This window comes from Enterobacter sp. ku-bf2 (assembly GCF_001742765.1).
Classification (GTDB): Bacteria; Pseudomonadota; Gammaproteobacteria; order Enterobacterales; family Enterobacteriaceae; genus Enterobacter; species Enterobacter quasiroggenkampii.
This window is the reverse complement of record NZ_MDVW01000022.1, coordinates 1-25,504: the sequence shown is the minus strand read 5'-3', so window position 1 is coordinate 25,504 and position 25,504 is coordinate 1. Positions and strand designations below refer to the sequence as shown.

Genomic DNA, 25,504 nt, shown 5'->3' with positions numbered 1-25,504 from the left:
TCCTGACAATGCATGTTTCTATCGACGACTTAATATATTGCGACAGGGTGCTCGCTCTGTGTAAATCGCGACGAAATGATTTAAGCGTGATAGCAACAGGTATTGCGGAAAGTATTCAATTTTCCGGTCCACAAAATGGTGTTGCACAAACTGTCCCTTCGTCGGACAGATGGGTCGACTTGTCAGCGAGCTGAGGAACCCTATGGTTTACTCCTATACCGAGAAAAAACGTATTCGTAAGGATTTTGGTAAACGTCCACAAGTTCTGGACATTCCATATCTCCTTTCTATCCAGCTTGACTCGTTCCAGAAGTTTATCGAGCAAGATCCTGAAGGGCAGTACGGTCTGGAAGCAGCCTTCCGCTCCGTGTTCCCGATTCAGAGCTACAGCGGTAACTCCGAGCTGCAGTACGTCAGCTACCGCCTTGGCGAACCGGTGTTTGACGTTCAGGAATGTCAGATCCGTGGCGTGACCTATTCCGCACCGCTGCGCGTAAAACTGCGTCTGGTGATCTACGAGCGCGAAGCGCCGGAAGGCACCGTAAAAGACATTAAAGAACAAGAAGTCTACATGGGTGAAATTCCACTCATGACTGACAACGGTACTTTCGTTATCAACGGTACTGAGCGTGTTATCGTTTCCCAGCTGCATCGTAGCCCGGGCGTCTTCTTCGACAGCGATAAAGGTAAAACACACTCTTCCGGTAAAGTACTGTATAACGCACGCATCATTCCTTACCGTGGTTCCTGGCTGGACTTCGAGTTCGATCCAAAAGACAACCTGTTTGTCCGTATCGACCGTCGTCGTAAACTGCCTGCAACCATCATTCTGCGTGCACTGAACTATACCACTGAGCAGATCCTGGACCTGTTCTTTGAGAAAGTGATCTTTGAAATCCGCGACAACAAGCTGCAGATGGAGCTGGTGCCGGAACGTCTGCGTGGTGAGACCGCGTCGTTCGACATCGAAGCCGACGGCAAAGTGTATGTGGAAAAAGGTCGCCGTATCACCGCGCGCCACATCCGCCAGCTGGAAAAAGATGATATCAAACACATCGAAGTTCCGGTTGAATACATTGCAGGAAAAGTAGCCGCGAAAGATTACGTTGATGAATCAACTGGCGAGCTGATCTGCCCGGCGAACATGGAGCTGAGCCTGGATCTGCTGGCTAAGCTGAGTCAGGCTGGCCACAAACGTATCGAAACGCTGTTCACCAACGATCTGGACCACGGTCCGTACATCTCTGAGACTGTACGCGTCGACCCAACGACCGATCGTCTGAGTGCGCTGGTTGAAATCTACCGCATGATGCGTCCTGGTGAGCCACCAACTCGCGAAGCGGCGGAAAGCCTGTTCGAGAATCTGTTCTTCTCCGAAGACCGCTACGATCTGTCTGCGGTTGGTCGTATGAAGTTCAACCGTTCTCTGCTGCGCGACGAAATTGAAGGTTCCGGTATCCTGAGCAAAGACGACATCATCGAAGTGATGAAGAAGCTCATCGATATCCGTAACGGTAAAGGCGAAGTGGACGATATCGACCACCTCGGCAACCGTCGTATCCGTTCCGTCGGCGAAATGGCGGAAAACCAGTTCCGCGTTGGCCTGGTGCGTGTAGAGCGTGCGGTGAAAGAGCGTCTGTCTCTGGGCGATCTGGATACCCTGATGCCTCAGGATATGATCAACGCCAAGCCGATTTCTGCAGCAGTGAAAGAGTTCTTTGGTTCCAGCCAGCTGTCTCAGTTCATGGACCAGAACAACCCGCTGTCTGAGATTACGCACAAACGTCGTATCTCTGCACTCGGCCCAGGCGGTCTGACCCGTGAACGCGCAGGCTTTGAAGTTCGAGACGTACACCCGACGCACTACGGTCGCGTATGTCCAATCGAAACGCCTGAAGGTCCAAACATCGGTCTGATCAACTCCCTGTCCGTGTACGCACAGACGAACGAATACGGTTTCCTTGAGACGCCGTACCGTAAAGTGACTGACGGTGTTGTAACCGACGAAATTCACTACCTGTCTGCTATCGAAGAAGGCAACTACGTTATCGCTCAGGCGAACTCCAACCTGGATGACGAAGGCCACTTTGTAGAAGATCTGGTGACCTGCCGTAGCAAAGGCGAATCCAGCTTGTTCAGCCGCGACCAGGTTGACTACATGGACGTATCCACCCAGCAGGTGGTATCCGTCGGTGCGTCCCTGATCCCGTTCCTGGAACACGATGACGCCAACCGTGCATTGATGGGTGCGAACATGCAACGTCAGGCCGTTCCAACTCTGCGCGCTGATAAGCCGCTGGTTGGTACCGGTATGGAACGTGCTGTTGCCGTTGACTCCGGTGTTACTGCAGTTGCTAAGCGTGGCGGTACCGTTCAGTACGTCGACGCATCCCGTATCGTTATCAAAGTTAACGAAGACGAGATGTATCCGGGCGAAGCAGGTATCGACATTTATAACCTGACCAAATACACCCGTTCTAACCAGAACACCTGTATCAACCAGATGCCTTGCGTATCTCTGGGTGAGCCAGTTGAGCGCGGCGACGTGCTGGCAGACGGTCCGTCCACCGACCTCGGTGAACTGGCGCTCGGTCAGAACATGCGCGTAGCGTTCATGCCGTGGAACGGTTACAACTTCGAAGACTCCATCCTCGTCTCCGAGCGTGTGGTTCAGGAAGATCGTTTCACCACCATCCACATTCAGGAACTGGCATGTGTGTCCCGTGACACCAAGCTGGGGCCAGAAGAGATCACCGCTGACATCCCTAACGTAGGTGAAGCTGCGCTCTCCAAACTGGATGAATCCGGTATCGTTTACATCGGTGCGGAAGTGACCGGCGGCGACATTCTGGTAGGTAAGGTTACGCCTAAAGGTGAAACCCAGCTGACGCCAGAAGAGAAACTGCTGCGTGCCATCTTCGGTGAGAAAGCGTCTGACGTTAAAGACTCTTCTCTGCGCGTACCAAACGGTGTTTCCGGTACGGTTATCGACGTTCAGGTCTTCACTCGTGACGGCGTTGAGAAAGATAAGCGTGCGCTGGAAATCGAAGAGATGCAGCTCAAACAGGCTAAGAAAGACCTGTCTGAAGAACTGCAGATCCTCGAAGCGGGTCTGTTCAGCCGTATCTATGCGGTGCTGGTTGCCGGTGGCGTTGAAGCTGAGAAGCTCGACAAACTGCCACGCGATCGCTGGCTGGAACTGGGCCTGACCGACGAAGAGAAACAAAATCAGCTGGAACAGCTGGCTGAGCAGTATGACGAACTGAAACACGAGTTCGAGAAAAAACTCGAAGCGAAACGCCGCAAAATCACTCAGGGCGACGATCTGGCACCAGGCGTGCTGAAGATTGTTAAGGTGTATCTGGCTGTTAAACGTCAGATCCAGCCTGGTGATAAGATGGCAGGTCGTCACGGTAACAAGGGTGTTATCTCTAAGATCAACCCGATCGAAGATATGCCGCACGATGCTAACGGTACGCCGGTAGATATCGTACTGAACCCACTGGGCGTACCGTCTCGTATGAACATTGGTCAGATCCTGGAAACTCACCTGGGTATGGCTGCGAAAGGCATCGGCGACAAGATTAACGCCATGCTGAAACAGCAGCAGGAAGTCGCGAAACTGCGCGAATTCATCCAGCGTGCCTACGATCTGGGTACCGACGTGCGTCAGAAAGTCGACCTGAACACCTTCAGCGATGAAGAAGTGCTGCGTCTGGCAGAAAACCTGCGCAAAGGTATGCCAATTGCAACGCCGGTATTCGACGGTGCAAAAGAAGCTGAAATTAAAGAGCTGCTGCAACTGGGTGGTCTGCCAACGTCTGGTCAGATTACGCTGTTTGACGGCCGTACCGGTGAACAGTTCGAACGTCCGGTAACCGTAGGTTACATGTACATGCTGAAACTGAACCACCTGGTCGACGACAAGATGCACGCTCGTTCTACCGGTTCTTACAGCCTGGTTACTCAGCAGCCGCTGGGTGGTAAGGCACAGTTCGGTGGTCAGCGCTTCGGGGAGATGGAAGTGTGGGCGCTGGAAGCATACGGCGCGGCATACACCCTGCAGGAAATGCTCACCGTTAAGTCTGATGACGTGAACGGTCGTACCAAGATGTATAAAAACATCGTGGACGGCAACCATCAGATGGAACCGGGCATGCCAGAATCCTTCAACGTACTGTTGAAAGAGATTCGTTCGCTGGGTATCAACATCGAACTGGAAGACGAGTAATTCTCGCTCAAACAGGTCACTGGTGCCGGGTTAATCCCCGGCACCGGATTGTGCTAACTCCGACGGGAGCAAATCCGTGAAAGATTTATTAAAGTTTCTGAAAGCGCAGACTAAAACCGAAGAGTTTGATGCGATCAAAATTGCTCTGGCTTCGCCAGACATGATCCGTTCATGGTCTTTCGGTGAAGTTAAAAAGCCGGAAACCATCAACTACCGTACGTTCAAACCTGAGCGTGACGGCCTTTTCTGTGCGCGTATTTTCGGGCCAGTAAAAGATTACGAGTGCCTGTGCGGTAAGTACAAGCGCCTGAAACACCGTGGTGTGATCTGTGAGAAGTGCGGCGTTGAAGTGACCCAGACCAAAGTACGCCGTGAGCGTATGGGCCACATCGAGCTGGCGTCTCCAACTGCTCACATCTGGTTCCTGAAATCCCTGCCGTCCCGTATCGGTCTGCTGCTGGATATGCCGCTGCGTGATATCGAACGTGTTCTGTACTTCGAATCTTATGTGGTTATCGAAGGCGGGATGACGAACCTGGAACGTCATCAGATCCTGACTGAAGAGCAGTATCTGGACGCGCTGGAAGAGTTCGGTGACGAATTCGACGCGAAGATGGGTGCGGAAGCTATTCAGGCCCTGCTGAAGAGCATGGATCTGGAGCAAGAGTGCGAGCAGCTGCGTGAAGAGCTGAACGAAACCAACTCCGAAACCAAGCGTAAAAAACTGACCAAGCGTATCAAACTGCTGGAAGCGTTCGTTCAGTCTGGTAACAAGCCAGAGTGGATGATCCTGACCGTTCTGCCGGTTCTGCCGCCAGATCTGCGTCCACTGGTTCCACTGGATGGTGGTCGTTTCGCAACGTCCGATCTGAACGATCTGTATCGTCGCGTGATCAACCGTAACAACCGTCTGAAACGTCTGCTGGATCTGGCTGCGCCGGACATCATCGTACGCAACGAAAAACGTATGCTGCAGGAAGCGGTAGATGCCCTGCTGGATAACGGTCGTCGTGGTCGTGCGATCACCGGTTCTAACAAACGTCCTCTGAAATCTTTGGCCGACATGATCAAAGGTAAACAGGGTCGTTTCCGTCAGAACCTGCTCGGTAAGCGTGTTGACTACTCCGGTCGTTCTGTAATCACCGTAGGTCCATACCTGCGTCTGCATCAGTGCGGTCTGCCGAAGAAAATGGCACTGGAGCTGTTCAAACCATTCATCTACGGCAAGCTGGAACTGCGTGGCCTGGCCACCACCATCAAAGCCGCGAAGAAAATGGTTGAGCGTGAAGAAGCTGTCGTTTGGGATATCCTGGACGAAGTGATCCGCGAACACCCAGTACTGCTGAACCGTGCACCAACCCTGCACCGTCTGGGTATCCAGGCATTTGAGCCGGTCCTGATCGAAGGTAAAGCTATTCAGCTGCACCCGCTGGTTTGTGCGGCATATAACGCCGACTTCGATGGTGACCAGATGGCTGTTCACGTACCGCTGACGCTGGAAGCCCAGCTCGAAGCGCGTGCGCTGATGATGTCTACCAACAACATCCTGTCTCCAGCGAACGGTGAGCCAATCATTGTTCCTTCTCAGGACGTTGTTCTGGGTCTGTACTACATGACCCGTGACTGTGTTAACGCCAAAGGCGAAGGCATGGTGCTGACTGGTCCGAAAGAAGCTGAGCGTATTTATCGCGCTGGCCTGGCCTCTCTGCATGCGCGCGTTAAAGTGCGTATCACCGAATACGAAAAAGATGCAAACGGCGAATTCGTTGCGAAAACCAGCCTGAAAGACACGACCGTTGGCCGTGCCATTCTGTGGATGATCGTACCGAAAGGTCTGCCTTTCTCCATCGTCAACCAGGCGCTGGGCAAGAAAGCGATCTCCAAAATGCTGAACACCTGTTACCGCATTCTGGGTCTGAAGCCGACCGTTATCTTCGCTGACCAGACAATGTACACCGGCTTTGCGTATGCAGCGCGTTCAGGTGCATCTGTTGGTATCGATGACATGGTCATCCCAGAGAAGAAACACGAGATCATCTCTGAAGCGGAAGCTGAAGTTGCTGAGATCCAGGAGCAGTTCCAGTCTGGTCTGGTTACCGCGGGCGAACGCTATAACAAAGTTATCGATATCTGGGCCGCGGCGAACGATCGTGTATCCAAAGCGATGATGGATAACCTGCAGACCGAAACCGTGATTAACCGTGACGGCGTAGAAGAGCAGCAGGTTTCCTTCAACAGCATTTACATGATGGCCGACTCCGGTGCGCGTGGTTCTGCAGCACAGATTCGTCAGCTGGCAGGTATGCGTGGTCTGATGGCGAAGCCAGATGGCTCCATCATCGAAACGCCAATCACCGCGAACTTCCGTGAAGGTCTGAACGTACTCCAGTACTTCATCTCCACGCACGGTGCGCGTAAAGGTCTGGCGGATACCGCACTGAAAACAGCGAACTCCGGTTATCTGACGCGTCGTCTGGTTGACGTTGCGCAGGACCTGGTTGTGACCGAAGACGATTGTGGCACCCTCGAAGGTATCACCATGACCCCGGTTATCGAGGGTGGTGATGTTAAAGAGCCACTGCGCGATCGCGTTCTGGGTCGTGTAACCGCGGAAGACATTCTGAAGCCGGGTACGGCAGACATTCTGGTTCCACGCAACACGCTGCTGCACGAGCACTGGTGTGACCTGCTGGAAGCGAACTCTGTTGACTCCGTGAAAGTCCGTTCCGTTGTATCCTGTGACACCGACTTTGGTGTATGTGCACACTGCTACGGTCGTGACCTGGCGCGTGGCCACATCATCAACAAAGGTGAAGCCATCGGCGTTATCGCGGCACAGTCCATCGGTGAGCCGGGTACACAGCTGACGATGCGTACGTTCCACATCGGTGGTGCGGCATCTCGTGCGGCTGCTGAATCCAGCATCCAGGTGAAAAACAAAGGTAGCATCAAGCTCAGCAACGCGAAGTCGGTTGTGAACTCCAGCGGTAAACTGGTTATCACTTCCCGTAACACCGAGCTGAAGCTGATCGACGAATTCGGTCGTACCAAAGAGAGCTATAAAGTGCCTTACGGTGCGGTTATGGCGAAAGGTGATGGCGAGCAGGTTGCCGGCGGTGAAACCGTTGCAAACTGGGATCCACACACCATGCCGGTTATCACCGAAGTAAGTGGTTTCATCCGCTTCACTGACATGATTGACGGCCAGACCATTACTCGTCAGACCGACGAGCTGACCGGTCTGTCTTCTCTGGTGGTTCTGGATTCTGCTGAACGTACTACCGGTGGTAAAGATCTGCGTCCTGCACTGAAAATCGTTGATGCTCAGGGTAACGACGTTCTGATCCCTGGTACCGATATGCCTGCGCAGTACTTCCTGCCGGGTAAAGCGATTGTACAGCTGGAAGATGGCGTACAGATCAGCTCTGGTGACACCCTGGCGCGTATTCCTCAGGAATCCGGCGGTACCAAGGACATCACCGGTGGTCTGCCACGCGTTGCGGACCTGTTCGAAGCGCGTCGTCCGAAAGAGCCTGCAATCCTGGCTGAAATCAGCGGTATCATCTCCTTCGGTAAAGAGACCAAAGGTAAACGCCGTCTGGTTATCACGCCAGTAGATGGCAGCGAACCGTACGAAGAGATGATTCCTAAGTGGCGTCAGCTCAACGTGTTCGAAGGTGAACGTGTAGAACGTGGTGACGTGGTTTCCGATGGTCCAGAAGCGCCGCACGACATTCTGCGTCTTCGTGGCGTACACGCGGTAACGCGTTACATCACCAACGAAGTACAGGACGTTTACCGTCTGCAGGGCGTTAAGATCAACGATAAGCACATTGAAGTTATCGTTCGTCAGATGCTGCGTAAAGCAACCATCGAAAACGCGGGCAGCTCCGAGTTCCTGGAAGGCGAGCAGGTTGAATACTCACGCGTCAAGATCGCTAACCGCGAACTGGAAGCGAACGGCAAAATCGGTGCGACCTTCTCGCGCGATCTGCTGGGTATCACCAAAGCGTCTCTGGCAACCGAGTCCTTCATCTCTGCAGCATCGTTCCAGGAAACGACTCGTGTCCTGACCGAAGCCGCTGTTGCAGGTAAACGTGATGAACTGCGCGGTCTGAAAGAGAACGTTATCGTGGGTCGTCTGATCCCGGCTGGTACCGGTTATGCGTACCATCAGGATCGTATGCGTCGTCGTGCTGCGGGCGAACTGCCAGCTGCACCGCAGGTGACTGCTGAAGATGCATCCGCGAGCCTGGCAGAACTGCTGAACGCAGGTCTGGGTGGTTCCGACAACGAGTAATCGTTGAGCCGCTAATAAAAAACCCGCCTCGGCGGGTTTTTTTATATCTGCATGTTTTCAATTCACTAACGGGATCCGGCGATAAAGCTCAATCATATCGCCTGCCAGGTCCTGAATGACCATGGCGTTCATCAGGTGATCCTGAGAGTGAACGGTGATCAGGTTAACCGGAAGCTTCCCGGTCCCCTCATCAAGACCAATAAGCTGCGTCTGTATGGTGTGCGCATGCTTCACATATTCACGCGACTCTTCCATCGCTTTTTCAGCTTCGTCAAACTCACCTTTACGCGCCATCTGCAACGCCGTCAGGGCCGCACTGCGCGCTGCGCCTGCGTTAACAAGCAGTTCCATAATCGTGGTTTCTAAGTCTTCCATTATGACTCCAGAAGTTTGAGCGCTTTATCCAGTACGGCATCACCTTTCATCATGCCGTAATCCATCATGTCGATCACCGCGACCTTTTTACCTAACGGGTCGGCCTGTGCCTGTAATTTAGCCTGCTCGTATTTAACCTGTGGTCCCAGTAATACGATGTCGGCCGTCGCGATGTTGTCTTTAAACTCCGCAACCGGAACGGCTTTAATGGTGACTTCAACCCCTTTTTTCTGCGCGGCGTCTTTCATACGTTGAACCAGCATGCTGGTTGACATTCCCGCTGCACAGCATAAAACGATGTTCTTCATAATCAGCCTCGATCTACATGTGTTTATTGATAATTATCCCGTGCAGACCGCTTCAACAACCGCTTTACCGCGATTGTGTGTCAGGCATCACAAAGAAACAGGCGATTTTCTGAAACCGGTTACAATTTTACACTGGCGGGTACCCGGCCCGTCGAAACGGGCAGGGTGAAGGAGAGAGGATTAACTGATGGATGTGCGAACGATGCGGTTTTTTCCCTGCTGTTTGGCGCTGTAGAGGGCGTTATCAACGCTTCCGACGAATTGTTCCAGCGGTTCAAAATGCCACTCCCCAAGACCACCGCTGAACGTAACCCGCAGGTTTTCTTCCCGCCAGACGCGATTTTCAACGGCGGTACGCCATGCTTCGAGCAAGGAGAGCGCGGAAGACATCTGCTCCGCCTGGAAGATGACCGCGAACTCTTCTCCACCATAACGGTAAACCGAAACATGATGTGGCTGCATAATCTGGATCCCTTCCCGAGCCACGTTGCGCAGAACGATATCACCGGTCAGGTGACCCAGCGTGTCGTTAATTGACTTGAAGTTATCGATATCCACCAGCGCCATCGCGAAAGGCTGCTGAGTATTCAGCAGCTCTGCGACATCGCTGTCGAACGCGCGGCGGTTTTTACAGCCCGTCAGCGCATCATGGGTGGCCTGGCGCACATACGCCATTTCGCGCTCTTTATTGGACTGAATCGTGTGGCTCAGCATCGCTTCCAGGCGCGGCGCCTCGCTGACATCGCCGGTTTTGATGGCATTGATAATGTGCATCAACACGCTACGCGAGGCGTGGCGGAGGTATAAGCCGAAAAGGATGATGATGATGGCCGCCAGTGCAAACCCCCAGCCAACGATCGTCGTTTCGTGGCGGGTAATATCGGTGAGCGTCGCGCCGGATACCCGGTAGATGACAAACCAGTCCGGGTTGGTAAACGAATAGTAGTAATACCAGGCGTTGCTTTTCTTGTCGTAAAGATGACCTTCGCCGCTGGTCATTTTGTCCATCAGCGCTTCGCTCACATACTGCTTGAAGAGCGCGCCGGTATCTGGATGCAGCACCACGGCACCATCGCGTTCGACGACGAAGAATTCCCCCTGAACGGGCGCCACCATCTGACGCAGGGTGAAGCCCATTGAGGTCAAATCGAGATGGAAAGCGAGTGTTCCCTTCAACCTCCCTTCAGGCGATATCAAAGGCTTATAAAGCGTCACCGTCGGATGGCCGGTGAAGTAGTCCATGTAGGGACGGGTATAGTGGCTGAAGATGCTGGCTTCCGCCTGAGCGACAAACCACGGTCGCGTCCGGGGATCGAAGGTTTTACTCGTCTCCGTGGGGAGCACTTCCGGTGCGCGGAGATAATGCCCTTGCGTGTCCGCCAGCGAGATGGAGGAGACGGTCGGCATCAGGTTCTGCAGATGCATCATCATCTGCAGTCCCTGCGTCGGATTGACGTTGAGCGTCTCGTTTAGCCTGTCGTCGCGCGCAAAGTACATCGCGGAACGGCCCAGGATATAGTCGTTTTCACGCAGGATAGATTCGGTGTAGTTCACCGCCAGGTTATGCGTGAAGTTGCTATTAATCTTATGATAATCCTCAAGAAAATCCTTCCGTTGCGAAAGCGTCACCGCGATCGCGATCACCGCAAAACTGCAGAGGATCCCCGCGAAGCTGAGCATAATGGGCCGGGTAAAAGAGAGCTTTTTGCTGTGAAGTGCCATGAGCTGTACATCGTTCCTGATGGTGAATACTTTTCGTCTGCCGATATCCTCTCAGCATAGTCGCTGTCCTGCGGTTAGCGGTGAATTATACGGCACACGATTTCTGACGGGATGATTTATCTTAAGAACCATTAAGAAAATACTTATTAAACTGGCAGGGACCGTTCGTGTAATGCACCAGAGGCAGGGCGAAACGAGGAAGAAGCTTTTCGCCCTGGTCAGCATCCGTTGCTGACCGTGTGACAATAAAAAACCGGACGATCGCTGACAATCCTCCGGTTTTGCCTTTTCGTTGTGCCTCGATAATTTTTTAACGTGTTGCAGTGCGTTTCAACGTTACTGCGAGGCTCTTCCCAGCCAGCTGTCCCAGTCTTTCCAGACAGGCTGCAGACCCTGCGCTGTCAGGGCGGCAGCGACCGCTTCCGGACGTCGGCCATCATGCGGTACAAACTGTTCCAGCTCCGGACGATCGTCGGCGTAGCCGCCTGGCTGCGTTTTGGAAAATGCACTGACGTTGTTAATCGCAAGCGGGATGACGCGATCGCGAAACGCCGGGGACTCGCGCGTTGAGAGCGATAATTCCACTTCCGGGGCAAGCAGGCGAAACGCGCAAATGGTCTGCACCAGCTGGCGTTCATCCATCAGCGAAGCCGGTTCAATTCCTCCCGCGCAGGGACGCAGGCGCGGGAAGGAGATGGAATAACGGCTCTGCCAGTAGCGCTGTTGAAGCCACAGCAGATGTTCCGCCACCATGTAACAATCCACCCGCCAGCTGTCGGAGAGCCCGATCAGCGCACCCAGACCGATTTTGTCGATGCCGGCGCGACCCAGCCTGTCGGGCGTTTCCAGGCGGAAAAAGAAATCCTGTTTCTTGCCTTTCAGGTGGTGCCGGGCGTACGTCGCCTCATGGTAGGTTTCCTGATAGACCATAACGCCGTCCAGCCCGAGCGTTTTGAGCTCCGCGTACTCCTCCTGCGACAGAGGCTGCACTTCCATCTGCAACGACGCAAACTGACGGCGAATGGCGGGAAGGTGTTGACGGAAATAGTCCATTCCCACCTTCCCCTGATGCTCGCCCGTGACCAGCAGAAGGTGTTCAAAGCCCATTTCACGGATGGCTGCACACTCACGGGCAATCTCACCCTCATCAAGGGTTTTTCGCCTGATGCGATTGCTCATGGAAAAGCCGCAGTAGGTGCAGTCATTGGCGCACAGGTTGGAGAGATAGAGCGGCACGTAGAAGCTCACCGTGTTGCCAAAACGCTGGCGGGTGAGCTGCTGCGCTCGCTGAGCCATCGGTTCGAGGTACGCGCTGGCCGCCGGGGAGAGCAGGGCCATCAGATCCTCGCGGGTCAGCTGACGGGCATGCAGCGCGCGCTCCACGTCTGCCGCCGTTTTGCTGTTGATGCGCAGGGCAATGTCGTCCCAGTTAAGCTGTCGCCAGCGCTCGGTAAACGTGCTCATGAGATCGCCTCCAGAAAACCGGTCAGCGGGCTGGTGGCCTGCGCCTGGAAACTGCGCGAGCCGGGGCCGGATCCCCTTGCCAGCAGGCCAGCCTCCACGGCCAGGCGGAATGCCCGCGCCATCATGACCGGATCGTCGGCAACCGCGATAGCCGTATTGACCAGCACCGCGTCAGCCCCCATTTCCAGCGCCTGCGCGGCATGGCTGGGCACGCCAATGCCCGCATCAACCACCACCGGCACGGTAGCCTGCTCAATAATGATTTCCAGCATCGCGCGGGTTTCCAGCCCCTGGTTGGAGCCAATGGGGGCCCCCAGCGGCATGACGGCGGCGCAGCCGACCTCTTCGAGACGTTTGCACAGCACCGGGTCGGCCCCGCAGTAAGGCAGAACGGTAAATCCTTGCTGAACCAGCTTTTCAGCCGCTTTCAGCGTTTCAATCGGGTCGGGCAGCAGCCAGCGGGCATCCGGATGGATTTCCAGCTTCAGCCAGCCGGTGCCGAGCGCTTCACGCGCCAGCTGTGCGGCAAAAATCGCCTCTTCGGCGGTTTTCGCTCCGGAGGTGTTGGGCAGCAGCGTCACGCCTGCTTCCAGCAACGGAGCCAGAATGGCATCGCTGTGATGGCGCAGATCCACGCGCTTGAGCGCCAGCGTCACCAGCTGGCTGCCGCTTTCACGAATGGCATCCACCATCAGCTGCGGCGAGGCGAATTTTCCGGTTCCGGTAAACAGATGCGAATCAAAAACCTTATCGGCAATACGTAACATCTCAGCCCCCTGCGATAACCTGAAACAGCAGGATCTGGTCGCCTTCATTGACCTGCTGATGTTCCCACTGCTCGCGCGGCAGGATCTGTTGATTGAGCGCCAGCGCCGTTCCCGGCTTGAGCTGACGCAGCTTGTCGAGCAGTGCGGCAACGGTAAGCCCGTCGTCGCATCTCATCGGCTCATCGTTAAACAGAATGCGCATCGCGGCCTCCGCATACCGGGCAGCGGCTGGCGCGGCGTAACGCCAGCTGGCGCCAGCCGCTGGAGCGGGCATCAAACAGCCGCAGCGTATTGCGTTCCGTCTCCATGCCGCTGAGCAGCTTGATCGCCTCCAGCGCCTGCATGGTGCCCATCACGCCGACCACCGGACCCAGAATACCCGCCGTACGGCAGTTGCGCGTCGGTTCGGCATCGTCCGGCCACAGGCAGCTATAGCAGCCCTGCGTCCACGGTGGCGTCAGAACCATCATTTGCCCGCCGAACCCCACCGCGCTGGCGGTGATAAGGGGCGTATGATTGGCCACGCAGGCGGCGTTGATCGCCTGGCGCGTCGCCATGTTGTCGGTACAGTCCAGCACTACGTCGGCAAGGGCGACTTCACGGTGCAGGCTTTCACCGCTAAGACGCTCCTGTAAGGCAATCAGCTCGATATCCGGGTTAAGCAGGTTCAGCCGCTGCCGGGTGATTTTCGCTTTCGGCTGGTTGATATCGTCGGTAGTAAAGAGGATTTGCCGCTGCAGATTGCTGAGGTGGACCTCATCGTCGTCGGCCAGCACCAGCGTGCCGATACCCGCACCTGCCAGATAGAGCGCGGCGGGTGCACCTAATCCCCCCAGGCCAACAATCAGCACCCGGCTGGCGAGCAGTTTTTGCTGGCCGTCGATGGCGATATCCTCCAGCAGGATCTGACGGCTGTAGCGCATAAAGTCGCGATCATTCATCGCCTGCTCCTGCCAGCTGTAAAAGCTGTTCGGTGGCGGACCGCCAGTCTGCGGCCTGTGTGATGGCGCTGACGACGGCGATGCTGCCGACGCCGGTCTCCAGCACCGCCGGGGCACGTTCAAGGCTGATTCCGCCGATGGCGACGGTGGGGTAATCGGCAAGGCGTTTAACGTGACTCGCCAGCTGCGTCAGACCCTGCGGTGCGGAGGACATCTGCTTGGTTTGCGTCGGGAAGACGTGACCGAGCGCGATGTATGAGGGACGGGCCGCCAGGGCCACGTCGATCTCCATGTCATCGTGCGTTGACACGCCAAGACGCAGCCCGGCTTCACGGATTGCGCTCAGATCCGTTGTTTCCAGGTCCTCCTGACCCAGATGCACGCCGTACGCCCGGTGCTTAACGGCCAGCCGCCAGTAGTCGTTGATAAACAGGCGGGCGTTATACCGACGCCCCAGCGCAATAGCGGCAACCACATCGGCTTCCACCTCGTCATCGCGCTTATTCTTGATGCGCAGCTGGAGGGTGCGAACGCCTGCCTCCAGCAGTCGCGCTATCCACGCCACGCTGTCCACCACCGGATAGAGCCCTAAACGGTAGGGGACGGGTGGGAAATCGGGCTGGTACATTACGCCTCCTCTTTTTTGAGGTAGATTTCGCCGCCTTTGGCGCGGAAGGTTTCAGACATGTCCGCCATACCCACTTCAATGGTTTGCGTGGCGGCGTAGTCGCGCACTTCCTGGCTGATTTTCATCGAGCAGAATTTTGGTCCGCACATGGAGCAGAAGTGCGCGACTTTGCCCGATTCCTGCGGCAGGGTTTCGTCGTGGTAGGCGCGGGCGGTGAACGGGTCCAGCGCCAGGTTGAACTGATCTTCCCAGCGGAATTCAAAGCGCGCCTTCGACATGGCGTTATCGCGGATTTGCGCGCCCGGGTGGCCTTTGGCCAGATCCGCCGCGTGGGCGGCAATTTTGTAGGTAATCAGCCCCTGCTTCACGTCCTCTTTGTTTGGCAGGCCGAGGTGCTCTTTCGGCGTCACGTAGCAGAGCATGGCGCAGCCGAACCAGCCGATCATCGCCGCGCCAATGCCTGACGTGAAGTGGTCGTAGCCCGGCGCAATATCGGTGGTTAACGGTCCCAGGGTGTAGAACGGCGCTTCGTGGCAGTGCTCCAGCTCCTCGGTCATGTTGCGGCGGATCATCTGCATCGGCACGTGTCCCGGGCCTTCAATCATCACCTGCACGTCATACTCCCAGGCGATTTTGGTCAGTTCGCCCAGCGTGTGCAGCTCGGCAAACTGCGCTTCGTCGTTGGCGTCACGGATGGAGCCCGGGCGCAGGCCGTCGCCCAGCGACAGCGAGACGTCATAAGCGGCGCAGATTTCGCAGATCTCGCGGAAGTGTTCGTAGAGGAAGTTTTCCTGGTGATGGGAGAGGCACCACTTCGCCATGATGGAACCGCCGCGCGAGACGATACCGGTCAGACGCTTCGCGGTCATCGGCACGTAGCGCAGCAGCACGCCCGCGTGAATGGTGAAGTAGTCGACGCCCTGCTCGGCCTGCTCCAGCAGCGTGTCGCGGAACGCTTCCCAGGTCAGATCTTCGGCAATGCCGTTGACCTTCTCCAGCGCCTGATAAATCGGGACGGTGCCAATCGGAACCGGGCTGTTACGCAGGATCCACTCGCGGGTTTCGTGAATATAGCGGCCGGTGGAGAGATCCATTACCGTGTCCGCGCCCCAGCGCGTTGACCAGACCAGCTTTTCAACTTCTTCTTCGATGGAGGAGGTGACGGCCGAGTTACCGATGTTAGCGTTAACCTTCACCAGGAAGTTGCGGCCGATAATCATCGGCTCGGATTCCGGGTGGTTGATGTTGGCGGGGATAATCGCGCGCCCGGCGGCCACTTCGTCACGCACGAATTCCGGCGTGATGTTCTCCGGCAGTCGCGCGCCAAAGCCCTCTCCCGGATGCTGGTAGCGCAGCACTTCGCTGCGGATACGCTCGCGGCCCATGTTCTCGCGGATGGCGATGAACTCCATCTCCGGCGTGACGATCCCCTGGCGGGCGTAGTGCAGCTGGGTCACGCATTTGCCCGCTTTGGCACGTTTTGGCGTCAGCAGGCCGGTAAAGCGCAGCGCGTCCAGACCGTCGTCGGCCAGGCGTTCTTTGGTGTACGCAGAACTGCGTACGCTCAGTTCTTCGCAGTCGTTACGCGCCTCTATCCACGGCTGGCGCAGCTTTGCCAGACCCTGCTGAACGTTGATCGTAACAGAGGGATCGCCGTACGGGCCGGAGGTGTCATACACCGGTACGGCTTCGTTGTCTTCATACTGCGGATTCTCTTTGCTGCCGCCGATAAGCGTCGGGCTAAGCTGGATTTCGCGCATCGGGACGCGGATATCGGCCTGCGAGCCGGAAATGTAGATGCGTTTCGAGTTCGGGAAAGCGGTGCCTTCCAGGGTGTCGATGAAGTGTTGGGCCTGTGCGCGCTGTTCGCGGCGGGTCAGTTTTGCAGTAGACATAGCTCATTCCAAAAGTGAAGGACATGGCTTGTCAGACGACGGATGAAGCAAGAGAGGATCGCCCGGGGGGCGATACAACAGCAGTGTGACTCTTGTTCCCTTCGCAGGTATTAGCCTGATCAGGTTCCGCGGATCCCGAATTAACGGTCTCAGCCCGGCTTTCGCTCTGGGCACTCCGACAAGAAAAATCCCCCTCGTGAGAGGGGCGAATGGTTGTAAATTACTCGTTAACGATTAAGAACTCAAGCCGGGCGCGCGACGTTATCTTCGGGACTGGCATCCAGGGCGAGGCTAATCAGCCTATCTTCCAGCGTGAATCGCTCCTCCAGCGCTTCACCGAGGTCGGATAACGCCCGCTGAAACTCAAGGTAGTTATCGTGATCGATGGCATTCTCGAGCGTGGAATCATAGTAATCCATGATCTGCTGGGTGTTGGCCTCCAGCAGCGGATAGAGTTTGCTGGCCGCTAAATACGGCGTTGTCCCTTCCATTTCGCGGATAATGCGTTCATAAATATTGAAATGGCCGTCGGACAGATAGTCGACCAGGCCCTGACAAAAATCATCCAGCGCTTTTTCGTTCAGCCGCATAAACGATTCTTTGCCAGGCTTAATGCCGACCAGATTGTAATAAGCCACGAGTAGATGCTTGCGCACATGAAGCCAGCGATCCACCAGTTTGTTACTTCCTCTAACGCGCTCAGTCAGGCTTTCTAGCTGGTTTAACATGGTCGACTCCGCAAAGTGTAGGATTGAATCTGCTTATCCAGAATGTAACCACAATGCTAACAACATGTCAGTGAAGCGAAGGTAGTGCAATAGATATGGATCGTATTATTGAAAAATCAGATCTGGGTTGGTGGATCGTCAGCCACGAACAAAAATTATGGTTGCCCGGTGGAGAACTGCCCTACGGTGCGGCGGAAACGTTCGATCTGGTGGGCCAGCCAGCGCTAAAGATCGGCGAGTGGCAGGGTGAGCCCGTGTGGTTGATCCAGCAAGCGCGTCGTCAGGATATGGGATCCGTTCGCCAGGTGTTGGATCTGGACGTGGGCCTGTTCCAGCTGGCGGGGCGCGGCGTGCAGCTGGCGGAGTTTTACCGCTCGCATAAATACTGCGGCTATTGCGGTCATACCATGCGTCCGAGCAAAACCGAGTGGGCGATGCTCTGCAGCCACTGTCGCGAGCGCTACTATCCGCAGATTGCGCCGTGCATCATCGTCGCTATCCGCCGGGATGATTCTATTTTGCTGGCGCAGCATACCCGCCATCGCAACGGCGTTCACACCGTGCTGGCCGGCTTCGTCGAGGTGGGCGAAACGCTGGAGCAGGCGGTGGCGCGCGAGGTGATGGAGGAGAGCGGGATCAAAGTGAAGAACCTGCGCTACGTCACCTCCCAGCCGTGGCCGTTCCCGCAGTCGCTGATGACGGCCTTTATGGCCGAATACGACAGCGGCGAGATCGTTATCGATCAGAAAGAGCTGCTGGACGCGAACTGGTATCGCTACGACGATTTACCGCTGTTACCACCGCCGGGCACCGTGGCGCGCCGGCTGATAGAAGATACCGTAGCGATGTGTCGGGCCGAGTATGAGTAGTGTTACACTGAGGCCATGACGCTTAAGGAACTGCAAAAATGACCGAACTGAAGAACGATCGTTATCTGCGTGCGCTGCTGCGCCAGCCCGTTGATGTCACCCCGGTGTGGATGATGCGCCAGGCGGGACGCTATCTGCCAGAGTACAAAGCCACGCGCGCGCAGGCGGGCGATTTTATGTCGCTGTGCAAAAACGCCGAGCTGGCTTGTGAAGTGACGCTCCAGCCGCTGCGCCGCTTCCCGCTGGATGCGGCGATCCTCTTCTCGGATATTCTGACCATTCCGGATGCCATGGGCCTGGGCCTGTACTTTGAAACGGGTGAAGGCCCGCGTTTCACCTCTACGATTAAAAGCAAAGCCGACGTGGACAAGCTGCCGATCCCCGATCCGGAAGGTGAACTGGGCTACGTGATGAACGCCGTGCGCACCATTCGCCGCGAGCTGAAAGGCGAAGTGCCGCTGATTGGCTTCTCCGGCAGCCCGTGGACGCTGGCGACCTATATGGTGGAAGGGGGCAGCAGTAAAGCCTTCACCCTGATTAAAAAGATGATGTACGCCGAGCCGCTGGCCCTGCATGCGCTGCTCGACAAGCTGGCGAAGAGCGTCACGCTCTATCTGAACGCGCAGATTAAGGCGGGTGCGCAGTCGGTGATGATTTTCGACACCTGGGGCGGCGTGCTGACCGGCCGCGATTATCAGCAGTTCTCCCTGTACTACATGCATAAAATCGTCGACGGCCTGCTGCGTGAAAACGAAGGTCGCCGCGTGCCGGTGACGCTGTTCACCAAAGGTGGCGGCCAGTGGCTGGAAGCGATGGCGGCCACCGGCTGCGACGCGCTGGGTCTCGACTGGACCACCGATATTGCCGATGCCCGCCGCCGCGTGGGCGACAAAGTGGCGCTGCAGGGCAATATGGACCCGTCCATGCTCTATGCGCCGCCTGCCCGCATTGAAGAAGAAGTGTCGACTATACTGTCTGGTTTCGGCCAGGGGGAAGGCCACGTCTTTAACCTCGGCCACGGTATTCATCAGGATGTACCGCCAGAGCACGCAGGCGTATTTGTGGAGGCGGTGCATCGGCTTTCTGCCCAGTATCACAAGTAAGGAGTCGTTATGGATCTCGCGTCGCTACGCGCTCAACAAATCGAACTGGCCTCATCGGTGATCCGCGAGGATCGTCTGGATAAGGATCCTCCGCAGTACATTGGCGGAGCAGACGTCGGGTTCGAGCAGGGTGGGGACGTGACGCGAGCGGCGATGGTGGTACTGAAGTACCCTTCGCTCGAGCTGGTGGAGTACAAGGTCGCGCGTATTGCCACCACCATGCCCTATATTCCCGGCTTTCTCTCCTTTCGCGAATATCCCGCGCTGCTGGCAGCGTGGGAGCAGCTCTCGCAAAAACCTGACCTGCTGTTTGTCGATGGGCACGGGATCTCACACCCGCGCCGCTTAGGCGTTGCCAGCCACTTTGGGCTGCTGGTGGATGTGCCGACCATTGGCGTTGCCAAGAAACGCCTGTGCGGCGCGTTTGAGCCACTCTCCGCCGAGCCGGGTGCGCTGGCGCCGCTCATCCATAAAGGCGAGCAGCTGGCGTGGGTCTGGCGCAGTAAGGCTCGCTGTAATCCGCTGTTCATCGCCACCGGCCATCGGGTGAGCATGGACAGTGCTCTGGCGTGGGTACAGCGCTGCATGAATGGCTACCGCTTACCGGAGCCGACGCGCTGGGCTGACGCGGTCGCCTCTTCGCGTCCGGCTTTTGTTCGTTGGCAGGAAATTCAGCGATGATTCAGGTAAACTGCGCCTAATTTTCGATTCGAGAGATCATCATGCTACAAAACCCGATTCACCTGCGCCTTGAAAAGCTGGAAAGCTGGCAGCACGTCACCTTTATGGCTTGCCTGTGCGAGCGCATGTATCCCAACTATGCCGCGTTCTGCAAGCAGACGGGCTTTGGTGATGGCCATATCTACCGCCGCATTCTGGATCTGATCTGGGAAACGCTGACGGTGAAAGACGCGAAGGTGAATTTCGACTCTCAGCTCGAAAAGCTGGAAGAGGCGATTCCGGTGGCGGATGATTTTGACCTGTACGGCGTCTACCCGGCAATTGATGCCTGTGTGGCGTTAAGCGAATTGCTCCACTCCCGCCTGAGCGGTGAGACGCTGGAGCACGCTATCGAAGTCAGTAAGGCCTCTATCACTACCGTAGCGATGCTGGAAATGACCCAGGAAGGTCGCGAAATGACCGACGAAGAGCTGCGCGCAAACCCGGCCGTTGAGCAAGAATGGGATATCCAGTGGGAAATTTTCCGCCTGCTGGCAGAGTGTGAAGAACGCGATATTGAACTGATAAAAGGGCTGCGTGCGGACTTACGTGAGGCCGGTGAGAGTAATATTGGTATAATTTTTAACCAATGAGATAAGAAAACTTGAGATAACGCCCGTTTTGTCGCTCCTCGACTCTTCCCTTTCGCCCCTTGTCTGGTCTACATTTGGGGGGCGAAAAAAAGTGGCTATCGGTGCGTGTATGCAGGAGAGTGCTTTTTTGGCATTTTCGTCGCACTCGATGCTTAGCAAGCGATAAACACATTGAAAGGATAACTTATGAACAAGACTCAACTGATTGATGTAATTGCGGACAAGGCTGATCTGTCTAAAGTGCAGGCTAAAGCTGCTCTGGAATCTACCCTGGCTGCTATTACTGAGTCTCTGAAAGAAGGCGATGCTGTACAACTGGTTGGTTTCGGTACCTTCAAAGTGAACCACCGCGCTGAGCGTACTGGCCGCAACCCGCAGACCGGTAAAGAAATCAAAATCGCCGCAGCGAACGTGCCGGCATTTGTTTCTGGTAAAGCACTGAAAGACGCAGTTAAGTAAGACGCGTGGCAGTGAACAGTTTTAGCGAAGGGGCGGCAACGCCCCTTTTGTCTTTCTGGCGCGGAACGCTCGCGCTGGCAGGCATGCTGCTGCTGTCAGCCTGTAGCCACGACACCGCTTTGCCGCCGTTTACCGCCAGCGGCTACGCGGACAACCAGGGCGCGGTCAGGATCTGGCGTAAAGATTCCGGCGGCGAAGTGCATCTGCTTTCTGCCTTCAGCCCGTGGCATAGCGGCAATACGTCGACGGCGGAGTATCGCTGGCAGGGAGATGACCTGTCGCTGATTGAGCTGAACGTCTACAGCAAGACCCCCGAACACGTGAAAGTGCGTTTTGACGACCATGGCGAGCTGAGCTTTATGCAGCGCGAAGTCAGCGGTCAAAAACAGCAGCTTTCAAGCGATCAAATCGCCCTCTACCGTTACCGGGCCGAACAAATCCGCCAGACCAGCGATGCGCTTCGTCTGGGACGCGTCGTGCTACGCCAGGGGCGCTGGCATAACGACGGGACGGTGACGACCTGCGAAGGGCAAACGGTCAAGCCTGAGCTCGAGTCCTGGGCGACCGAACACATTCAACGCCGTCAGCGTCATTCATCAATGGAAGTGAGTGTGGCGTGGCTTGAGGCGCCGGAAGGTTCTCAATTGCTATTGGTGGCGAACGAAGACTTCTGCACCTGGCAGCCGACAGAGAAAAGTTTCTGAGTTCTGTGGATTAAGCCGGATGGCGCTGACGCTTATCCGGCCTACGAACGATCCCCTCTCCCCATGGGAGAGGGTTAGGGTGAGGGCGAGGAGGAATTACTCCCCCTGCTCGCGCGCAATCGCGCGATAGCCGATATCCTGACGGCTAAAGCTACCGTTCCAGTGAATATCCGCCATCAGCGCATAGGCGCGCTTCTGCGCTTCTGCCACGGTATGGCCCAGCGCGGTTGCACACAGCACGCGGCCGCCGTTGGTCAGAACGCGATCGTCCTCAGCCAGCTTCGTACCGGCGTGGAATACCTTCGCACCTTCCCTCTCTTCCAGCGGCAGACCGTGGATTTCATCTCCGGTGCTGTAGTTGCCCGGATAACCACCCGCAGCAATCACCACGCCGAGAGACGCACGCTCGTCCCACTCGGAGGTTTTCTCGTCCAGCTTGCCATCGCAGGCTGCCAGGCACAGATCCACCAGATCGGATTTCATGCGCAGCATGATTGGCTGCGTTTCCGGATCGCCAAAGCGGCAGTTGAATTCGATGACCTTAGGGTTACCCTGCTTGTCGATCATCAGACCTGCGTAAAGGAAACCGGTGTAGGTATTCCCTTCTGCTGCCATTCCCTTCACGGTAGGCCAGATGATGCGATCCATGGTGCGCTGGTGGACGTCGTCAGTCACGACCGGAGCAGGGGAGTAAGCGCCCATCCCGCCGGTGTTAGGACCCGTGTCGCCATTACCCACACGCTTGTGATCCTGGCTGGTGGCCATCGGCAGAACGTGCTCGCCGTCGACCATGACGATAAAGCTCGCCTCTTCACCGTCGAGGAACTCTTCAATCACGATGCGGTGGCCCGCATCGCCAAAGGCGTTACCTGCCAGCATGTCCTGAACCGCGGCTTCGGCTTCGTCGAGCGTCATCGCGACGATCACGCCTTTACCGGCGGCCAGTCCGTCGGCCTTGATAACAATCGGCGCGCCCTTCTCACGTAAGTAGGCCAGAGCAGGCTCCACTTCAGTGAAATTCTGATATTCCGCCGTCGGGATGTTATGACGCGCGAGGAAATCTTTGGTGAAGGCTTTGGAGCCTTCCAGCTGCGCGGCGCCTTCCGTTGGGCCGAAGATTTTCAGGCCCGCTGCGCGGAACGCATCCACCACGCCAATCACCAGCGGCGCTTCCGGGCCGACGATGGTCAGGTCGATTTTCTCGCTCTGGGCAAAACTCAGCAGCGCCGGAATGTCGGTCACGCCGATAGCCACGTTCTGCAGCGCGGGTTCCAGTGCGGTACCGGCGTTGCCCGGTGCCACGAAGACCGTTTTCACCAGCGGAGACTGCGCCGCTTTCCACGCCAGCGCGTGCTCGCGTCCGCCGTTACCAATCACTAATACTTTCATTTTCAGCTCCGGGAATTAATGGCGGAAGTGGCGCATGTCGGTGAAGATCATCGCGATGCCGTGTTCGTCGGCAGCGGCAATCACTTCGTCGTCGCGGATTGAACCGCCAGGCTGGATCACGCAGGTGATGCCAACAGCGGCTGCGGCGTCGATACCGTCACGGAACGGGAAGAAGGCGTCAGAGGCCATGGCGGAGCCTTTGACTTCCAGGCCTTCGTCACCTGCTTTAATACCCGCGATTTTCGCAGAGTAAACGCGGCTCATTTGGCCTGCGCCTATCCCGATGGTCATGTTCTCCTTGGCGTAGACGATGGCGTTGGATTTCACGAACTTCGCCACTTTCCAGCAGAACAGCGCGTCACGCAGTTCCTGTTCGGTCGGCTGACGTTTGGTCACCACGCGCAGGTCGGCTTCTGTCACCATACCCAGATCGCGATCCTGAACCAGCAGACCGCCGTTTACGCGCTTGAAGTCCAGGCCCGGTACGCGTTCTGCCCACTGGCCGCAAACCAGTACGCGCACGTTCTGTTTTGCCGCCGTGATTTTCAGCGCTTCCTCGGAGGCCGATGGCGCGATGATCACTTCGACAAACTGGCGGGAGATGATGGCCTGAGCCGTTTCAGCATCCAGCTCGCGGTTGAAGGCAATGATGCCACCGAACGCGGAGGTTGGGTCAGTTTTGTATGCGCGATCGTAAGCTTCCAGAATCGATGTGCTTACCGCCACGCCGCATGGGTTGGCGTGCTTGACGATAACGCAGGCCGGCTCGCTGAACTCTTTCACGCATTCCAGCGCGGCGTCGGTGTCGGCAATGTTGTTATAGGAGAGCGCTTTGCCCTGCACCTGCTGAGCGGTTGCAACAGAGGCTTCTTTTACCTCTTCTTCTATATAGAAGGCCGCCTGCTGGTGGCTGTTCTCACCGTAACGCATATCCTGCTTCTTAATGAAATTCAGGTTCAGGGTGCGCGGGAAGCGGCCGGAAGGATCTTTGCTTTCACCGTGGTAAGCCGGTACCAGGCTACCGAAGTAGTTGGCGATCATGCTGTCGTACGCCGCGGTGTGTTCGAAGGCTTTGATGGCGAGGTCGAAACGCGTTTCCAGGGTCAGCGACCCTTCGTTGGCGTCCATCTCATTAATAATGGTGGTGTAATCGCTGCTCTTTACCACGATGGCGACATCTTTATGGTTCTTGGCCGCAGAGCGCACCATGGTCGGGCCGCCGATATCAATGTTCTCTACAGCATCTTCCAGAGAGCAGCCTTCGCGGGCAACGGTCTGGGCAAACGGGTAGAGGTTAACGACAACCATGTCGATCGGCGCGATGTCGTGCTGTTCCATAATGGCGTCGTCCTGGCCGCGACGGCCAAGAATACCGCCGTGGACTTTCGGATGCAGGGTTTTGACGCGTCCATCCATCATTTCCGGGAAACCGGTGTAATCGGACACTTCGGTTACCGGCAGACCTTTATCTGCTAACAGGCGAGCGGTTCCACCTGTGGAAAGCAGCTCCACACCGCGTGCAGAAAGTGCCTGAGCGAATTCGACGATACCGGCTTTATCAGAAACACTGAGCAGAGCGCGGCGGACTGGACGACGTTGTTGCATGGTAAATCCCCTGGATTTCACGATTACAGAGAGCGTTAGATGAATTTTCCTGTGAAAAACTCATCTAACACACCTGACGAGGCATCCTTGTTAAGCGCGAGCATTTTAACGAAAACGTTTGCGCAACGCTCGCACATTTTTACTTTTTCGTATCATTGTGGATAAGTCTGTGCGTAAAAAGGTATAAGGCGGGGTTTTGCTGTGGAATGCAGCAGTCAGTCATTTTTCTGTCATTTAGCGGTTGCGGCCTGCGGAGAACTCCCTATAATGCGCCTCCATCGACACGGCGGATGTGAATCACTTCACACAACAAGCGGTTCGGTTGAAGAGAAAAAATCCTGAAATAACGGGTTGACTCTGAAAGAGGAAAGCGTAATATACGCCACCTCGCAACGATGAGCGAAAGCCGCGTTGCACTGCTCTTTAACAATTTATCAGACAATCTGTGTGGGCACTCAAAGTGACATGGATTCTTAACGTCCTCGGACAAAAAATGAATACCAAGTCTCTGAGTGAACATACGTAATTCATTACGAAGTTTAATTCACGAGCATCAAACTTAAATTGAAGAGTTTGATCATGGCTCAGATTGAACGCTGGCGGCAGGCCTAACACATGCAAGTCGAGCGGCAGCGGAAAGTAGCTTGCTACTTTGCCGGCGAGCGGCGGACGGGTGAGTAATGTCTGGGAAACTGCCTGATGG

At 56.1% G+C, this 25,504-nt stretch carries 20 protein-coding genes, 1 rRNA gene and 1 riboswitch; of the genes, 9 read left to right on the top strand and 12 right to left on the bottom strand.

Annotation, left to right across the window (positions count from 1 at the left end):
* Window positions 1-202: 202 nt before the first annotated feature.
* Window positions 203-4,231: a DNA-directed RNA polymerase subunit beta gene (gene rpoB / locus BFG58_RS20645; protein ID WP_045909524.1), complete on the top strand. Its 4,029-nt coding sequence runs from the start codon at window positions 203-205 to the stop codon at window positions 4,229-4,231.
* A gap of 76 nt (window positions 4,232-4,307) precedes the next feature.
* On the top strand, window positions 4,308-8,531 hold the full coding sequence (rpoC, locus tag BFG58_RS20640) for a DNA-directed RNA polymerase subunit beta' (RefSeq protein WP_045909523.1): 4,224 nt from the start codon (window positions 4,308-4,310) through the stop codon (window positions 8,529-8,531).
* A gap of 57 nt (window positions 8,532-8,588) precedes the next feature.
* Here rpoC and BFG58_RS20635 read toward each other — a convergent pair whose 3' ends face one another.
* The 10 genes from BFG58_RS20635 to BFG58_RS20590 form a co-directional block, all read right to left on the bottom strand.
* Complete coding sequence (locus tag BFG58_RS20635; RefSeq protein ID WP_008503455.1) at window positions 8,589-8,906, bottom strand: PTS lactose/cellobiose transporter subunit IIA; 318 nt, start codon at window positions 8,904-8,906, stop codon at window positions 8,589-8,591.
* Complete coding sequence (locus BFG58_RS20630; RefSeq protein WP_008503456.1) at window positions 8,906-9,214, bottom strand: PTS sugar transporter subunit IIB; 309 nt, start codon at window positions 9,212-9,214, stop codon at window positions 8,906-8,908. Before BFG58_RS20630 ends, BFG58_RS20635 begins: the two co-directional genes overlap by 1 nt.
* Window positions 9,215-9,394: 180 nt before the next feature.
* Window positions 9,395-10,936 carry a sensor domain-containing diguanylate cyclase gene (locus tag BFG58_RS20625; RefSeq protein ID WP_045909522.1) on the bottom strand — a complete coding sequence of 514 codons (1,542 nt, stop codon included), beginning with the start codon at window positions 10,934-10,936 and terminating at the stop codon, window positions 9,395-9,397.
* A 336-nt stretch (window positions 10,937-11,272) separates the two neighbouring features.
* Window positions 11,273-12,400: a 2-iminoacetate synthase ThiH gene (gene thiH / locus BFG58_RS20620; protein ID WP_069720479.1), complete on the bottom strand. Its 1,128-nt coding sequence runs from the start codon at window positions 12,398-12,400 to the stop codon at window positions 11,273-11,275.
* Window positions 12,397-13,167 (bottom strand): thiazole synthase, encoded by a 771-nt coding sequence (thiG, locus tag BFG58_RS20615; protein ID WP_063622995.1) that lies wholly within the window; start codon window positions 13,165-13,167, stop codon window positions 12,397-12,399. The genes thiH and thiG overlap by 4 nt, the downstream gene beginning before the upstream one ends.
* A 1-nt stretch (window position 13,168) precedes the next feature.
* The gene (gene thiS, locus BFG58_RS20610; RefSeq protein ID WP_032644502.1) at window positions 13,169-13,369 is read right to left on the bottom strand and encodes a sulfur carrier protein ThiS; all 201 of its coding nucleotides are present in this window, start codon (window positions 13,367-13,369) and stop codon (window positions 13,169-13,171) included.
* On the bottom strand, window positions 13,353-14,108 hold the full coding sequence (locus BFG58_RS20605) for a HesA/MoeB/ThiF family protein (RefSeq protein WP_069720478.1): 756 nt from the start codon (window positions 14,106-14,108) through the stop codon (window positions 13,353-13,355). Before BFG58_RS20605 ends, thiS begins: the two co-directional genes overlap by 17 nt.
* Window positions 14,101-14,736: a thiamine phosphate synthase gene (gene thiE / locus BFG58_RS20600; RefSeq protein WP_069720477.1), complete on the bottom strand. Its 636-nt coding sequence runs from the start codon at window positions 14,734-14,736 to the stop codon at window positions 14,101-14,103. Before thiE ends, BFG58_RS20605 begins: the two co-directional genes overlap by 8 nt.
* Window positions 14,736-16,631, bottom strand: a complete 1,896-nt coding sequence (thiC, locus tag BFG58_RS20595) for a phosphomethylpyrimidine synthase ThiC (RefSeq protein WP_045909517.1) — start codon at window positions 16,629-16,631, stop codon at window positions 14,736-14,738. Before thiC ends, thiE begins: the two co-directional genes overlap by 1 nt.
* Before the next feature lie 79 nt (window positions 16,632-16,710).
* A riboswitch (TPP riboswitch) is annotated at window positions 16,711-16,819 on the bottom strand.
* Window positions 16,820-16,873: 54 nt separating this feature from the next.
* Entirely contained in the window at window positions 16,874-17,359 is a 486-nt protein-coding gene (locus BFG58_RS20590; RefSeq protein ID WP_069720476.1) for an Rsd/AlgQ family anti-sigma factor, read from the bottom strand.
* Window positions 17,360-17,454: 95 nt separating this feature from the next.
* Here BFG58_RS20590 and nudC point away from each other — a divergent pair, with 95 nt between their 5' ends.
* The 6 genes from nudC (at window position 17,455) to BFG58_RS20560 (ending at window position 21,807) form a co-directional block, all read left to right on the top strand.
* Complete coding sequence (gene nudC / locus BFG58_RS20585) at window positions 17,455-18,228, top strand: NAD(+) diphosphatase (protein ID WP_045909515.1); 774 nt, start codon at window positions 17,455-17,457, stop codon at window positions 18,226-18,228.
* A gap of 38 nt (window positions 18,229-18,266) precedes the next feature.
* Window positions 18,267-19,331, top strand: coding sequence for a uroporphyrinogen decarboxylase (gene hemE, locus BFG58_RS20580; RefSeq protein WP_069720475.1), 1,065 nt, complete (start codon window positions 18,267-18,269; stop codon window positions 19,329-19,331).
* 9 nt (window positions 19,332-19,340) lie between these two features.
* Window positions 19,341-20,012, top strand: a complete 672-nt coding sequence (gene nfi, locus BFG58_RS20575; RefSeq protein WP_069720474.1) for a deoxyribonuclease V — start codon at window positions 19,341-19,343, stop codon at window positions 20,010-20,012.
* Window positions 20,013-20,053: 41 nt separating this feature from the next.
* Entirely contained in the window at window positions 20,054-20,644 is a 591-nt protein-coding gene (locus tag BFG58_RS20570; protein WP_008503468.1) for a YjaG family protein, read from the top strand.
* Between the two features lie 186 nt (window positions 20,645-20,830).
* Window positions 20,831-21,103 carry a nucleoid-associated protein HU-alpha gene (gene hupA / locus BFG58_RS20565; RefSeq protein ID WP_002445246.1) on the top strand — a complete coding sequence of 91 codons (273 nt, stop codon included), beginning with the start codon at window positions 20,831-20,833 and terminating at the stop codon, window positions 21,101-21,103.
* An 11-nt stretch (window positions 21,104-21,114) separates the two neighbouring features.
* Window positions 21,115-21,807 (top strand): DUF1481 domain-containing protein, encoded by a 693-nt coding sequence (locus tag BFG58_RS20560; RefSeq protein WP_045909513.1) that lies wholly within the window; start codon window positions 21,115-21,117, stop codon window positions 21,805-21,807.
* A 96-nt stretch (window positions 21,808-21,903) separates the two neighbouring features.
* On the opposite strand, the gene purD is transcribed toward BFG58_RS20560, so the two are convergent.
* Both purD and purH read right to left on the bottom strand, forming a co-directional pair.
* Window positions 21,904-23,196, bottom strand: coding sequence for a phosphoribosylamine--glycine ligase (gene purD, locus BFG58_RS20555; protein ID WP_045909512.1), 1,293 nt, complete (start codon window positions 23,194-23,196; stop codon window positions 21,904-21,906).
* 15 nt (window positions 23,197-23,211) lie between these two features.
* Window positions 23,212-24,801 (bottom strand): bifunctional phosphoribosylaminoimidazolecarboxamide formyltransferase/IMP cyclohydrolase, encoded by a 1,590-nt coding sequence (gene purH, locus BFG58_RS20550; protein WP_069720473.1) that lies wholly within the window; start codon window positions 24,799-24,801, stop codon window positions 23,212-23,214.
* 561 nt (window positions 24,802-25,362) lie between these two features.
* On the opposite strand from purH, the gene BFG58_RS20545 reads away from it, so the two are divergent.
* Window positions 25,363-25,504, top strand: a 16S ribosomal RNA gene (locus BFG58_RS20545); the annotation flags it as partial.